Annotated in this window: 16 protein-coding genes; 4 read left to right on the top strand and 12 right to left on the bottom strand. The window is 62.7% G+C overall.

Features of this window, described 5'->3' with window-relative positions; all coding sequences use genetic code 11:
• The 4 genes from YP76_RS20750 to YP76_RS20765 are packed head-to-tail and all read right to left on the bottom strand — an operon-like array spanning position 1 to position 2,032.
• The gene (locus YP76_RS20750) at positions 1-798 is read right to left on the bottom strand and encodes a type-F conjugative transfer system secretin TraK (RefSeq protein WP_046765503.1); all 798 of its coding nucleotides are present in this window, start codon (positions 796-798) and stop codon (positions 1-3) included.
• Positions 798-1,364 carry a type IV conjugative transfer system protein TraE gene (locus YP76_RS20755; protein ID WP_046765504.1) on the bottom strand — a complete coding sequence of 189 codons (567 nt, stop codon included), beginning with the start codon at positions 1,362-1,364 and terminating at the stop codon, positions 798-800. The genes YP76_RS20750 and YP76_RS20755 overlap by 1 nt, the downstream gene beginning before the upstream one ends.
• 1 nt (position 1,365) lies before the next feature.
• On the bottom strand, positions 1,366-1,653 hold the full coding sequence (traL, locus tag YP76_RS20760) for a type IV conjugative transfer system protein TraL (RefSeq protein ID WP_046765505.1): 288 nt from the start codon (positions 1,651-1,653) through the stop codon (positions 1,366-1,368).
• A gap of 58 nt (positions 1,654-1,711) precedes the next feature.
• The gene (locus tag YP76_RS20765; RefSeq protein ID WP_046765506.1) at positions 1,712-2,032 is read right to left on the bottom strand and encodes a TrbC/VirB2 family protein; all 321 of its coding nucleotides are present in this window, start codon (positions 2,030-2,032) and stop codon (positions 1,712-1,714) included.
• A gap of 592 nt (positions 2,033-2,624) precedes the next feature.
• Here YP76_RS20765 and YP76_RS28835 point away from each other — a divergent pair.
• The gene (locus YP76_RS28835; protein WP_232307671.1) at positions 2,625-2,846 is read left to right on the top strand and encodes a hypothetical protein; all 222 of its coding nucleotides are present in this window, start codon (positions 2,625-2,627) and stop codon (positions 2,844-2,846) included.
• Between the two features lie 153 nt (positions 2,847-2,999).
• Positions 3,000-3,494 carry a hypothetical protein gene (locus YP76_RS20775; RefSeq protein WP_046765507.1) on the top strand — a complete coding sequence of 165 codons (495 nt, stop codon included), beginning with the start codon at positions 3,000-3,002 and terminating at the stop codon, positions 3,492-3,494.
• Positions 3,495-3,543: 49 nt separating this feature from the next.
• Here the strand turns inward: YP76_RS20775 and YP76_RS20780 are convergent, their stop codons facing one another.
• Positions 3,544-4,482 carry a lytic transglycosylase domain-containing protein gene (locus tag YP76_RS20780; protein WP_046765508.1) on the bottom strand — a complete coding sequence of 313 codons (939 nt, stop codon included), beginning with the start codon at positions 4,480-4,482 and terminating at the stop codon, positions 3,544-3,546.
• Positions 4,483-4,592: 110 nt separating this feature from the next.
• Between YP76_RS20780 and YP76_RS20785 the strand changes: the two genes are divergently transcribed.
• Positions 4,593-5,888 (top strand): hypothetical protein, encoded by a 1,296-nt coding sequence (locus YP76_RS20785; protein WP_046765509.1) that lies wholly within the window; start codon positions 4,593-4,595, stop codon positions 5,886-5,888.
• On the opposite strand, the gene YP76_RS20790 is transcribed toward YP76_RS20785, so the two are convergent.
• The 7 genes from YP76_RS20790 to YP76_RS20820 form a co-directional block, all read right to left on the bottom strand.
• Entirely contained in the window at positions 5,885-6,154 is a 270-nt protein-coding gene (locus YP76_RS20790; RefSeq protein ID WP_046765510.1) for a hypothetical protein, read from the bottom strand. The two genes, YP76_RS20785 and YP76_RS20790, sit on opposite strands and share 4 nt — an antisense overlap.
• Positions 6,155-6,287: 133 nt before the next feature.
• Positions 6,288-6,857 carry a hypothetical protein gene (locus YP76_RS20795; RefSeq protein ID WP_198147566.1) on the bottom strand — a complete coding sequence of 190 codons (570 nt, stop codon included), beginning with the start codon at positions 6,855-6,857 and terminating at the stop codon, positions 6,288-6,290.
• Between the two features lie 137 nt (positions 6,858-6,994).
• Entirely contained in the window at positions 6,995-8,200 is a 1,206-nt protein-coding gene (locus tag YP76_RS20800; protein ID WP_046765511.1) for an MFS transporter, read from the bottom strand.
• Positions 8,197-9,129 carry a hypothetical protein gene (locus tag YP76_RS20805; protein ID WP_046765512.1) on the bottom strand — a complete coding sequence of 311 codons (933 nt, stop codon included), beginning with the start codon at positions 9,127-9,129 and terminating at the stop codon, positions 8,197-8,199. The genes YP76_RS20800 and YP76_RS20805 overlap by 4 nt, the downstream gene beginning before the upstream one ends.
• 36 nt (positions 9,130-9,165) lie before the next feature.
• Complete coding sequence (locus tag YP76_RS20810; protein WP_052757538.1) at positions 9,166-9,813, bottom strand: HAD-IA family hydrolase; 648 nt, start codon at positions 9,811-9,813, stop codon at positions 9,166-9,168.
• A 65-nt stretch (positions 9,814-9,878) separates the two neighbouring features.
• A complete protein-coding gene (dapA, locus tag YP76_RS20815; protein ID WP_046765514.1) occupies positions 9,879-10,829 on the bottom strand; it encodes a 4-hydroxy-tetrahydrodipicolinate synthase in 951 nt (316 codons plus the stop codon).
• Between the two features lie 10 nt (positions 10,830-10,839).
• Complete coding sequence (locus YP76_RS20820) at positions 10,840-11,490, bottom strand: 2-dehydro-3-deoxy-6-phosphogalactonate aldolase (RefSeq protein WP_046765568.1); 651 nt, start codon at positions 11,488-11,490, stop codon at positions 10,840-10,842.
• Positions 11,491-11,877: 387 nt separating this feature from the next.
• Here YP76_RS20820 and cyoA point away from each other — a divergent pair, with 387 nt between their 5' ends.
• On the top strand, positions 11,878-12,807 hold the full coding sequence (gene cyoA, locus YP76_RS20825; RefSeq protein ID WP_046765515.1) for a ubiquinol oxidase subunit II: 930 nt from the start codon (positions 11,878-11,880) through the stop codon (positions 12,805-12,807).
• Position 12,808: the final 1 nt, after the last annotated feature.

The following is a 12,808-nucleotide window of genomic DNA, read 5'->3' on the forward strand; positions in this document are numbered from 1 at the left end:
TCACCTTGTGTTCCGGGAAACGAGGTAGGCAGTCGTGACCCTGCCCGGTGCGAGCTTGCGCTCGGCGATCGACACGGCCAGCGCGCTCGCGGGCGCGACCGTAGCTTCGGTCAGCTCGACGTCGGCGGGGCCCTTGTTCTCGATCCGCAGAACCTTGCCGTTGAGTTCCGCTCCCCGGTATTCCGCGATCATCTGCACCTTGAGGGTGCCTACATAGACGGGCCGCAAAGCGCGCTGGCGCATCTCGTATCCGTCGACGACGCCGTTCGAATACATGGCCTGCACCAGGTCGATCGCAGCGTCCTGCGGGCCCGGCCTTTCGGCGGGGGCATTCTCCGCGGCGCGTTCATTCGCGATCGCGGGGTTCGACACGAAAACCTGAGCAGCCTGATCCCCGCTGATCCGACACACGAATTTGTAGACGTAGCCGCGCTTGCTGGTGGCGAAGAACGACAGTGCCGGCTTCGTGAACCCGTCCGGGACCGAAAGGTAGATGTCGCCTCGGACGGGCTCGTTGACGACGGAAAAATCGTCCGTCGGATTGCCGGTCGAGATTTTCGACACCGACGCGAACTCATCCTCGACAAGGCTGATGCGCGTGAGATCCTTTGCGGAAGCCGTGCAATCCACTTGGCTGCTGTCGGATGCCATGAGCGTCTGGTCCGCCCAGGCGGGCCCCGCCGCGAGAAAGACAGCCGCGGCGATCAGTCCCGCGCCCAGACCGCGGCTCACATGGCACTGGATGCGCGAGAGGAAAGCCGTGCCCGTGGCGGCACAGCCGATGACATAGACCGACATCACTCTCCCTTCCCCTTTTCAGCCGTCACCATGCCGAAGCCGATCAGCTTCAGGGACAGGCCGGAATATTTCCAATCGTAGCGAAAGGTCCGGCTCTCGTTCGAAACAACCTTGTTGCCGACCACGGTGTGCAGATTGCCGGAGACCTCCGAGTGAAGACCCTTGGTGTCGAGTTCCATCTTCTCGATGGTGAAAAACTGGGAGATCGACGACCCGCGCTGCTCATTCACGATCTTGAGCAGATCGCCCTTGATCCTGCCCTGGGCTTCGGGGGCGGCGATATCGAGTACCGAGTTCATCCAGTATTCGAGATTCTGCGGGCTGCGATTGAGTGTGAGCACGACCGTATCGCGCGTCACCATCTCGAGATATTCGCGGCTCACTCCCGCCGAGCTCACCGTGATGGGCGAGCGCAGGATCGGTTGCAACACGACTTCCCGATCGCGCGACACCGTGAAGGTGAGCAGCAATATGGAAAGCGCGGAAAGTGCGGCTGCGACGACCGCCAGGATATTCCGCTGTCGGAGCACGCGCTGGCTGTGCGAATGGCTATAGGAAAGTTCCATCTCAGCCCGCCATCAACCGAAGGTACGAGGGTGGCGTGGCTCTCAAGCCGGTGAAGCCGGCCGGAAGATGCCAATAGGCCAGATGGAGCAGCCACGACATGGCCCGGCCCGCCTTAGCTTTTCTGAGACCCCACCAGCCCGCACCCGAAAGCGCTACGCCAATGAGGATATGCTGAGACAGGATCCCCCATGCGAAGGGAATGACCATCGCCAGGAACTCATCCAGGGTCCACAGCCCGATCAGCTCGGGATCATCCAGATGAGTTGGGATGACGTATTTGTCCGCCATTGCACCACCCTCTCCTTGGATCGGCCGAAGCTGCTACTTCGTCCGATCGCGGGATTGCTCAGATCGTCGCCGTCACCGTGGACGTGACGATCGGAATGCCGGTTCCGGCGCCGACACCGACCCCGACCGGGATGGCGATCTGCCCCATGGAGAAGCGGCCCGATGCCAAGGCCACGATGCCGCCGGCGAGGGACAGCACCGTGATGATCTTTCCGCCCGATCCCTCGAGGAAGTCGGTGAACTTGGTGAGCGCGGTATCGAAGGTGTTGTCGGTGCCGGCGAAGGCCGGGCCCGCGAACCAGAAGAAGGCGAACACGAGCGCGACGATGGCGATGATCGCCAGCTCCGTGCGCCCACTCTTTTTGAGGACTGACTGCATGGTGGGGTTTCCTTCACATGAGACGCGACGGATCCGCGCCCAAGCAAAGGGTGGTCGGACGTCCCCAGCGCTCGCAACGGGGCGCTGTTCAACTCCCGTCAAAGCGGCGATCTTTTTTCGTGATTCTCCTTTTTCGTTGCTGCAACCGGGGCGCGGTGCCCCGAAAAAGGGGGTGTTGCGCCCGTACAGGAAGGGCAGAACGACCGTGATCACGGGGCATGCCGCCCCGCAATTGGGGACACACCGCAATCCTGATTGAGTCGGACGCAAATTTGTCGGATATTAATGCCTTCTCGGTTCATAACCGCAGTAGCAGGACCAGGCTTTCGATCGGGCTTGTTATGGATCGCAATTGCAGGACGTGGGCACTATGGGCGCCGCAGACTCACGAGACGTTACCCTCGACATCTCCGAGCCCCTATTTCGGCTGACCTCCGAAAGTATCCGTCTGCATTCAAACGAAACCCTACGGCATCAAACCCTTTCGAGTTTGATTGATCATAGAAGCTCGCGGGGTCCAAAGATCAGTGGCCATGATTCCGGGACACTAAAGGAGCATCTTCACTCCATCCCATCAGGCGGGAGCATTCGCTTGACCCTCAATATCTCAAAGACCAGCGCTCAGGGCCTTGATGAAGTGAAGAATTTGCTTAGCAGGCGCCTGGATTCAGAACTAACTGTCGCTGACGCTATATCGTTGCTCTTGTTCGATTATGTGGTCGAACAAAAGACCGCGCGCGTCATGGAAAAGCTCGATTCTCACGAATCGGTCTCGAGCGGGCAGAATGGATTCACAAACGGCGGGTGGAATTAAGCGGCTTTCTCTACAATGTCTTAGCGACCGCATCATGATCCTGTCTGGTGCAGACCGGGCTTGCATTGCCGAATCGCCTATGATTGTCTCTCCCAATCCGTTCGGCACTGGGAGATTGAAATGTCATCTCTTGCCAAGGTGGGGGAGTGATTCGTGGAGGCCGTCGAAGGAGACGAGCTCGAGCGGGACTATATACCCCTGATCCTGCAAACCATGGCGGCGCGAGACACCGCCCAGCGTAAGCTTGCGCTCCTGACAGGCATCAACAAATCCCGGCTTGGCCTCCTCCTTCATAGCGACCCGAACAAGCGGTCGATCATGACGCAGCCGGAGCTTGAGAAGATCCTTCGCGCGCTCGGCACCAACATCCTGCAGGCCTACATCTGCATCGAAACCTTCAAAGGCTTTGAACCGCCCGAAAAGGACCGTTATGCCACGGTCATCGCCATGCTCTGCGAAATGTTCGTCGGCCTGCCGCGCAAGATCATCGAGGCCCTCGACGAGATCAACGGCATCGACGGCTCCGAAGTAAAACGAGACTGGGGCGTGCCCTTGCAGAAGGCCGTCGTGAAGCGCGTGGCGGAGGAAGTCGTGAAAATCCGCGAGCGACGCGCCAGGATCACCGACGGCGATGAATTCCAGATTTAGGCGCGGTCAGGCTATCGCCAGAATATCGTCGGCCGGCGGCCATCCAGTCCTAGAACGCCGACACGGTAGCCATCCGCCCTGTCGGGCGCGCCGGTCCCCGAGGAGGTGTCGCGACCTGCGGCAGGACGATCGCGCGCCGCTGAAATCCGCTCAATCGCGACCAGTTGAACAGCACATTGTCGACATAGTCGCGCGTCTGGGAGATCTGCGGCACAAGGCCGTTCCGAACCCTGCCAGGCCCCGCATTATAGGCTGCCAGCGCAAGGTGGTACTGGCCGAAATGGTCGAGTTGCTGGCGCAGATATTTCGCTCCGCCCCAAAGATTTTCCTCCACCTGGTAGCGGTTCACTCCCAGCCCGGCCGCTGTGCCCGCCATCAATTGGGTCAACCCGAAGGCGTTCCTTGGCGAGAAGACGTTGGCCCGATAGCGGCTTTCCCGAATGATCATCGCATCGAACAGACCGACCGGGATGCCATGCTCGCACGCAATGTTGCTCATCAGAGCATAATATCCGGCCCGCCGATCTTCTGCGTCGGGCTCGAGGAAGCCGGTGGGCCTATAAGGCACAGCCGCGCAGCCCGGAACGAAGCGCGGCGCGGCAGCGGAAACCATGGCGCCGCCACGCATCCACAGAGGCACGGGAATCGCGGTCATTGCGGGAACCGTACCGTCGATCGGCGCGGCAGAGAGCGGCGCATCGCCGGAATCCCCTCCATTCTCCGGCAGTGCCCTGAAGCTGTCGGCCATCTGAAATTCGACCCAGCGCCGGCTGAGATCATGAACGCGAAAGTCCGGTGGTATCGCTCGATCCGGCGTCCCCGATACCGGCGGGGCGCTGTCCTCGACGCTCGTCGCTTCTCTCGGTGCGGAAGAACCGCCCATCGAGATCAACTCGACGCTGCGCGCGAGCCGGGTCGGCCCGGCAGCTTCTCCGTTACCCGCCCAACTGGTCGCTACCACCGCGACCGCGATCAAACCTGCCCGCATAAGCACCTCCCAAATCCAGGACGGGATAAGTGGAGTGCATGCCATCCAAGGTTGTCAATCCGGCCGCCGGACCGCGAAGGACGTGTTCCGGCCTCTCCTGAGCCCTGCCCATGTGGTTGATTGCGCGCCACACCAACGGGCTCGGATCCGGCCGCATCCCCCTCCCACTTCCGGTGCGCGAAGCTCTGGTTCGCTGGTATGTCGGTCTTGGCAGCCGCGGAGACGAAGAGGCCGGCATCATGCTCGTCCAGCAGGCCCGTATCGGCGAGAAATGGCTCGCATGCGATTGCCTCGGACCGGACGAGCCACCTCCGATCCTGACACCGGCATTCCTGTCGGAGGCGGAAACCTATTATCTTCGCCGGCTCACCAGTGCCAGCCGCCCCGAACATCATCCAAGCTGCCCTTTCTGCCGCGAGCAGGCGACCAACCGATTGAGCGAGGTTCGATCGCACAGCACACCTGCAGAACCGCCGATGGGCTATTTCGAGGTGCTGCGCCCAGCGCCGGAGAAGCTGGCCCAGATGCCGGAAGAGGACAGCAGCGATGACCGGACGCGCCAGGGCTCCGTCCCTCGCCTCGCGCGACTGCTCTGGCGTTTGCTCTCAATCTCCGGCCTCAACCGGTGCCCGCCGCTGAGCGAAGACCATATGGATCATTCGATCAGCGATGAATTCCGGATATTGTCGGCCACGGCGGCAAAGGTCGAAATCGCGCCAGGGATCGAGCTCGGCCGAGCCTTCTGGACCCATGCACAGGCGCTCCACAGCAAACGGGTCTATGCCAGCCTCCGCGAGATTGCCCGCCGCTGGCCGCGGGGCCATGCACCTCAGGCATTCCTGGCCCTTTTCGCGCAGCAGTTCCGCGGTGCGACAATCGAGGTCGCCGGTGCCGAGCCGGTCGTGATCGCCAACCGTGTGCAATCGCCTTCGGTGCGCGGCAACATCATTAAAGGCCCCTATCTGGTCCTTATCGTGGCCGGGCAATATCCCGAGGCGCATGGATACGCGCCACTTCGGGCCTATGCGCAGCCGATCCTGTCGGGCCGGCGGTTCATTCCCGTTGATTCCGAATTCGAACGCGCTGTGCTGCGCGACCTGATCAAGCTCCGCGCAGCATTCGACAGCTATGGCATCGACCTTGCGATCGAGAAGCCCGTGTTCGACATGCTGACGCCGATCGGCCCCTGCCGACCTGATTTCCTTCTCGAAGCCCGGTCGAGATCCACGGGCGAAATCCGACAGCTCGTGATCGAAGCGATGGGATCGGATGACGAGGCCTACCTCCTCTCGAAGGCCGTCACACACCCGAGAATGGAACAGCTCGGTCCGCTGGTCTGCGTGTCACCGCTTGATCTCGAGCATGGCCGCATCGCATCGATGGCCCTGCGCGGGTTCGGACTCTAGCGCCAGTTCATCGAGCCAGCGAACAGGATGACGATCGCGAGAGTCACGGGCATAGAGGTCAAATAGAGTTTCTGCCAACGCCACCAGGTTCGCGGGACGAACAGAACTGCCGCCTTCAAGGACGTCACCGCAACCCAGCTACGCTCGCGGTAAACCGCGCACAGCACCATCCCGCTTGAGAGCGCAAACGCCATTACGCAGCAGATCCCCGTCGCGAGATATAATGCCATCCAGTTGGCGGCTTCGACTGGCGTGAGTTGACCCATATCGGTTCCATCACATGGGGAGCCTAGTTCGCGCTAAACCTAGCGCTGCAACATCGCCCAGGCAATCGGAGCACCAAATGGGCGGCGCCTTCTCAAGGATAATACCAAACGTGCATCGCCTGTGCAGGCAAAATTAGAAGCCCAGCGAACCCTGGCGCGGCGATGCCATTCCTGCTGGGCGGTTTACCTGCAGCAGCTTCTGCGCCAGCGGCGAGAGCGTGTAGACCGCTTGGCGCTGAGCGCCGCGATTGTGATGATCGACCCGATAGCCTTGATAGTGGCGGCGCAGAATACCCGCCCGGACGAGGTCCGACACCGCCCGGCTCACATTGGTCTTTCCGGAAGCCCGCACTCGTTCCCGTACCTCGACGTCAACGATCCTTTCCGCTTCTACCGGATCCTGCGGAAGGATGCCCGCCGTCTCCATCTCCTCGCGCACGCGCGCGGCCAGAGCCAGGCGGCGAGGATAGCTGCTGCCCATGGGAGCGAGCGCATCGCACAACCACTCGCGAATGGGCGTGGCACTTCCGCCGTGAACAACGAGTGGTCCGGCACTGCCATTGGGCCCGGCAATCTTCGCGATAAGGTCGAGGATCATATATGCGTAGCGCGGCCGCGACGAACTTTGCGAGAGCAACTCGACGAGGCCCGGCATGTCGAGCGGCCGTGCGTCACTTTCGGTCGTGAAGCGGGTTTGGAGCATGTCCAGAATCATGCACAAGCGGAACGAAAAGTGAATCCCCCAATTCACCCGGAGTCCCCATTTGTCGGCTATGACACTTTACCCGGCGGTAAAGTGTCACTGGTGCCGCTTTAATGGCGGCATCATAACCGCCATCCTTATCGGCCAAGCGCAACTTCCGACCGAAATGCGGGGAATGCCAACAGCCCGATGATGAGCTCGACCGCCAGGAACAAGCCGAAGGCAAGATTGAAGCCGGCCGGAATAAGCGCGCCGAACAACAGGCTCCCGAGACCGAAACCGATAAAGAGCGTGAAGACGTTGAGACCCATCGCCTGACCGGCACGAGGACCTCCGAGCGCCGTCACGATCCCGCCGAACAAGGGCTGCGTCATATCATAGCCAAGCGACAGCAACATCGTCACCAACGGCACGGCGATCAGCGGCGGCTCCGCCAGCAACAGTGCGACCGCTAACCCGCCCGCGAGCAGCCCGATCGGAATCAGGCGCGCGCGCCCCCACCGGTCGGCCGCCCGCCCGATGGCGGGACCGAAAAGGAAACCGGGAATGCCATAACCGAGCAGCGCAAGCCCGACCGTCGTGGGACTGATCGCGTAATGCTGCTCCAGATAGACGCCGAGCCAGGTGAAAACGCCGGAATGGAACATCGAGTTGAGGAAGACATAGCCATAGGTACGGCTTCCGCGCGCTGTGCCGACCAGCGCCTTGTAACCACGCAGCACATCGCCAAGACCCCCCATCACCGGCTGCGCGGCGCCGGCAATCAACGGACGGCTCGGCCAGAGGACGAACAGGATCGCCACCCCGGCAAGCCCCACCAGCAGGAACAGCCCCTGCCAACCGAGCGCCGGCACCACCAACGCCCCGAGCGGTGCCCCGAACGCCATGCCGCCCGCCATCGCGCCGAATATCCACCCCAGTGCCCTTCCGCGCTGCTCATAGGGATAGAGCCGACCGACCAGCGCCAGAGCCAGCGGTACGACCCCGCTCGCGCCGATGCCCGTGAGCAGCCGCCACAACGCCAGCTGCTCGATCGACCGCGCCGATGCGGTCGCGATCGTCAGGACCGCGAACGCGGCGAGCGACGCATACATCACCTTGTGGATTCCGATCCGGTCCGCGAGCAGGCCGTAAGCGAGCGTCGCGATCCCGTAAGGGATCAGGTAGGCGGGGACGATCAGCCCTGTCGCCGCTACCGGCGCATGAAATCGAACCGACAGCGTCGGGATGATCGGCGCGACCATATAGGCCTGGAAGAAAATGATGAACGTCGCCAAGGCCAGAAGGCGCAGCAGTCGTTCGCGCCCATGATCGGACGGGGAGCCCATTGCGGCCTGGATCATATGTCGGTGTCTTTCATGGAAATCGCTGGCGGCCGAGCGCCGTCGAACCGCATGACCGGATCGCATCCGAGAAGGTGATGGAGCGGCATGTCGTCGCTGACGCGCCGAAACAGTCCGGGAGACTGCCAGCGGGCATGGCCATCGACATTGGGCGCTCCCCTGCCCGCCAGCAGGTCGTCGATCCAGATCGTGCGGGTTTCAAGCGAGATCCGCGTCAAGCCGGTCCTGTTGCCCACGCCCGCATGGGCATGGGCACTGGAAAAGGCGATCACGGTGCCAGGCTCGATGACGACAGGAGCGGCTTTCCAACCCAACATCTCCTCCGCGAGATGAGGGATCGCCTGGTCGGCATCGACCGCGTTGCGGCCGAGCGCGTGAGAACGCTCCAGCACCGCCTTCAGGTCGAAATCCGCGCTCGTGTTGCGGACCGGCCGATCCCAGAGTTCCGGGAAGAAGGCGAAGGTGCGGCCGGCGGTGATCGGATAGACCGGCGCCCACCAGTTGGTCTGTGCATAGAGGTTCGAGCCCCATGTGTCGCGATGGAACGCGATCGTCGCCGTGGTGCGCTCGCGGGGCGCTTCGACCGGTGCGTCATGATGGGGCTGGAATCGCAGGTGGAGACGGTCGCGCGCGAGGCGATCCGGAGCGCAACCCGCCGCCTCGAACAGGTCGCGCCATAGATCGCGGACCTCGCGCGAGCCGCTGAAGGCCTTTTCGCATCGGGCGAGCATCTCTACCTGACCGGCCTGATCGAAATGACGATGGATAAGCGGCGGCTCGAACGGGTGAAGCTCCGCCTCAAGCAGCTCGCGCGTGAAGGCAATCAAGGTGGATGCTGCGGCGAGGCGTTCGAACTTGAAGATCTCGCCGCGGTAGATTCCCGTGTGGAAGGCGATAGGGTCGAACGGTGGGTTCGCTACCGTGTACATGGCGGCTGTCTGTCCATTGGTATGGCACCGGCGGCCTCAGAGCGCTGCCAGCGCATCGGGCAAATCCGAAAAGGCCTTGAGCACCTGTGCTGGCGCCGCGTCCGCTAAAGCCTGGCCTCCCTCCTCCATGTTCATCAGGAGACAGGGCACGCCGGCCGCGCGCGCGGTCATCAGATCGACCTTCGTGTCGCCGACGAAGGCCGCCGAACCTCCACCCGCCTGGCGAATGGCTTCCAGCAAGGGCGCGGGGTCGGGCTTGCGCACGGGAAGCATATCGCCGCAGATCACGGGGGCGAACCGGCCCTCCCACCCCATCGCCGCAAGGAACGGATGGGTCAGATATTCGAGCTTGTTGGTGCAGATGGCGAGGCGAACGCCATCGGCCTCGAGTATCGAGAGCGCCCTGTCCACGCCCGGCCAGGGCCGACTGCGATCGGCAAAATGCACCTCGTAATGAGCGACGAATAGCGCGAACCCTTCATCGAAGATCGCCTCGCTGATCGGGCCGGTCATTCCCAACGCCCGCCGGGTCAGCATCCCAAGACCATCGCCGAGCATCGCGCGGACGTCACCGACCGTCAGCGCCCGTCGCCCGAGTGCGCGCAGCATGACGTTGACCGCATCGGTGAGATCCGGCGCCGTGTCGGCAAGCGTGCCGTCGAGATCGAAGACGACCGTCCGCATCCGAAACCGACAGGCCGGTTCGCCAAAACTAGTGCCGTCCAGCGGCCCGATGGGCTCGTCAGCCGTCATACGACATAGTCCAGCGCTTCCTCCTCCATTCCCTCGATCGCAAGACGGAGCGCCGCCCCGACATGGGCGCGGTTCGCGATGCTGAGCGGCGTGAGCGGCAGGCGGTGGTGCGGCGAGAGGCGGCCCAGCTCGCCCAGCGCCCATTTGACGGGAATGGGATTGGATTCGACGAACAGCGCCTTGTTGAGCGGCGCGATCACGCGGCTGATCCAACGCACGGTTGCAGCATCGCCGATGCGCGCTGCTGCGCAGAGCCTGCGCATGGTCGCCGGAATGACATTGGCCGTGACCGAGATATTGCCATGCGCGCCGTGCAGCATCAGAGCCGCAGCGGTTTCATCATCGCCGCTGTAGATCACGAATGTCTCGGGAACACGCCTGAGCAGCGCGATGCCGCGGCCAATATCGCCGGTCGCATCTTTGAGACCGGCGATATTGGGGATCTCGGCCAGCCTCAACACCGTCTCGTCGGCAAGGTCGGTGATGGTGCGGCCGGGCACGTTATAGAGAATGAACGGAAGATCGACCGCCTCGGCAATGGCACGGAAATGCGCGTATAGTCCGTCTTGCGTCGGCTTGTTGTAATAAGGCACGACGGAAAGCGCGGCGTCGACGCCAGCCTCCTTCGCGGCTTCCGCCAGCTCGATCGCCGCCGCAGTCGCGTTGGAGCCAACCCCGCCGATGATCGGGATACGGCCTGCGGCATGGACGACCGCCGCGCGGATGACGGCCATATGCTCGTCCATCGTCATGGTCGCGGCCTCGCCGGTCGATCCCATGACAACAAGGGCGTCCGTCCCCTCCTCGATATGCCAGTCGATCAACGATCGGAACGACTCCCAGTCCAGACTGCCGTCCGCGTGGAGCGGCGTCGCCAGGGCTGGAATACTACCCGAAGGCAGGGCGGAACGCCCATCGACCGGGAGGACTCTCGCACTTCCATCCATCGTCGATCTCCTATCCGGCCTGTGTGGCACGCCAGGCAGCCACATAGGCATGCGCGCGCTCGCGCACCTCATCGAGGCTCCGTCCCGGCGCATAGAGCTTGCCGCCAGTCCCGAACCCGCTCGCGCCGGCCGCGACATAGTCGGCCATCGTCTCCGGCTCGATGCCGCCGGTCGGGAAAAGCGGAATCTCCTTCGCGAAGACCGCGCGCCATGCCTTGAGCGCGGCAGGAGGGAAGGTGTCCGCAGGAAAAACCTTCAGACCATCTGCGCCCGCCGCAAGCGAGGCGAATGCCTCGGTCGGCGTCGCGACGCCCGGGAAGCAGACAAGGCCGGCCCAGTGCGCCGCGCGCACCACCTCGAGGTCGGCGTGCGGCATCACGATGAGGCCGCCGCCCGCATCCTGCACCTTCTTCACATCCAGCGGGTTCAGGACCGTGCCGGCACCGATCAGAGCGTCGCTGCCGAAGCGGCGCGTGAGGCGGCGAATGCTTTCGTAGGGGTCGGGCGAATTAAGCGGCACTTCGATCAGTTTGAACCCGGCCTCGACCAGAACCTCGCCCACCGGCTCTGCCTCATCCGGCGTGATCCAGCGCAGCACAGCGACCAGCGGCATGCTCTTGAGCGCGCCCGCGAGGACGGTCTTGGGGGTCAGATCGGTCATGAGCGCTTCCTTCAATGTATGGCTATGAACAACGTGTATGCTTCAAACCCAAGCTGGGCTACGCAGTGTATGGCTGCCTGATTTCGGCCTTCTTCTGACAGAATTAACCGTTGCAGCATGGTGGCCGCCCATAAAATTGCACTAAGTAGGGGTTGATGCAAGCCATATCGTATGGCTATTAGGCATACACAAGGAGCGCACTCGTCTTTGCCGAGTCGGATCTGCCGTACCTGCGTAGCGGGACGGTTCGACGCGCCCCGAACGAAAAGGCGTGATCGAAAGGAGCGCAGCGTTGACGGTTGGGATTTTCATGCCCGGCGCCGGGCATCTTGCCTGGCGGATGGGCCTTGTGCCGGATGCCGGCGCTCCCAGTGGGGAGCTCTGAGCATGAACCGACTTTTGTCATCGGCGCGAACGCTCGCGCCCCTCGCAGCGCTCTTCCTGCTTGCCGGGTGCGACGACTATGCGCTGCTGTTTCCCAAGGGCGATATCGGGCTCCAAGAGCGCAGCCTGATCCTGATCGCCCTCGGCATCATGCTCGCGGTAGTGATTCCGGTCATCATCCTGACCCTGGTGTTCGCCTGGCGCTATCGCGCCTCCAACACCAACGCGACCTATGCGCCGAAATGGGCGCACTCCAACGGGATCGAGTTCGTCATCTGGACGATCCCCTGCCTCATCGTCCTGTTCCTCGCAGTGATGATCTGGCAGACGACGCACAAGCTCGATCCCTATCAGCCACTGGAATCCAAAGTTCCTCCGGTCCGGGTCGAGGTCGTCGCGCTCAACTGGAAGTGGCTCTTCATCTACCCCGACTATGGGATCGCCACGGTGAACGAGCTGCCGATCCCTGCCGGCACGCCGATCAACTTCAAGCTCACCGCTGATTCGATTATGAACAGCTTCTTCATCCCGCACCTGGGCAGTCAGGTCTACGCGATGGGCGGGATGCAAACGCAACTTCACCTGATCGCGGACCAGCCCGGCATCTATCCCGGTCGCTCCTCCGCCTATAGCGGTTCCGGCTTCTCGGACATGCACTTCAAGGCCGTCGCTACCGACCGCGCGACCTTCGACGCCTGGGTTCGCAAGGTGCAGCATTCGCAGCTGGTTCTCGACAAGGCGAGCTACACCGAGCTTGCCAAGCCCAGCATCAAGAATGCGCCCACCACCTACGCCCGCGTCGATCCGAAGCTGTTCGACGACATCGTGAACCAATATATGCCTGCGATGACGCATCCGACCCACGACATGGCCAAGATGGCCATGGTCGAGGGGCCGATGTGCGGCCCGCAGCGCGCCAAGTCTGCGGAGTAAT

The sequence above is a fragment of the Sphingobium chungbukense genome (genome assembly GCF_001005725.1).
GTDB classification, from domain to species: Bacteria; Pseudomonadota; Alphaproteobacteria; order Sphingomonadales; family Sphingomonadaceae; genus Sphingobium; species Sphingobium chungbukense.

Excerpts from the sequence above, each read along its gene's own strand:
- YP76_RS20750 (WP_046765503.1), bottom strand. The coding sequence starts at position 798 with ATGTCGGTCTATGTCATCGGCTGTGCCGCCACGGGCACGGCTTTCCTC.
- YP76_RS20755 (WP_046765504.1), bottom strand. The coding sequence starts at position 1,364 with ATGGAACTTTCCTATAGCCATTCGCACAGCCAGCGCGTGCTCCGACAG.
- traL (WP_046765505.1), bottom strand. The coding sequence starts at position 1,653 with ATGGCGGACAAATACGTCATCCCAACTCATCTGGATGATCCCGAGCTG.
- YP76_RS20765 (WP_046765506.1), bottom strand. The coding sequence starts at position 2,032 with ATGCAGTCAGTCCTCAAAAAGAGTGGGCGCACGGAGCTGGCGATCATC.
- YP76_RS20780 (WP_046765508.1), bottom strand. The coding sequence starts at position 4,482 with ATGCGGGCAGGTTTGATCGCGGTCGCGGTGGTAGCGACCAGTTGGGCG.
- YP76_RS20785 (WP_046765509.1), top strand. The coding sequence starts at position 4,593 with ATGTGGTTGATTGCGCGCCACACCAACGGGCTCGGATCCGGCCGCATC.
- YP76_RS20790 (WP_046765510.1), bottom strand. The coding sequence starts at position 6,154 with ATGGGTCAACTCACGCCAGTCGAAGCCGCCAACTGGATGGCATTATAT.
- YP76_RS20795 (WP_198147566.1), bottom strand. The coding sequence starts at position 6,857 with ATGCTCCAAACCCGCTTCACGACCGAAAGTGACGCACGGCCGCTCGAC.
- YP76_RS20800 (WP_046765511.1), bottom strand. The coding sequence starts at position 8,200 with ATGATCCAGGCCGCAATGGGCTCCCCGTCCGATCATGGGCGCGAACGA.
- YP76_RS20805 (WP_046765512.1), bottom strand. The coding sequence starts at position 9,129 with ATGTACACGGTAGCGAACCCACCGTTCGACCCTATCGCCTTCCACACG.
- YP76_RS20810 (WP_052757538.1), bottom strand. The coding sequence starts at position 9,813 with ATGCGGACGGTCGTCTTCGATCTCGACGGCACGCTTGCCGACACGGCG.
- dapA (WP_046765514.1), bottom strand. The coding sequence starts at position 10,829 with ATGGATGGAAGTGCGAGAGTCCTCCCGGTCGATGGGCGTTCCGCCCTG.
- YP76_RS20820 (WP_046765568.1), bottom strand. The coding sequence starts at position 11,490 with ATGACCGATCTGACCCCCAAGACCGTCCTCGCGGGCGCGCTCAAGAGC.
- cyoA (WP_046765515.1), top strand. The coding sequence starts at position 11,878 with ATGAACCGACTTTTGTCATCGGCGCGAACGCTCGCGCCCCTCGCAGCG.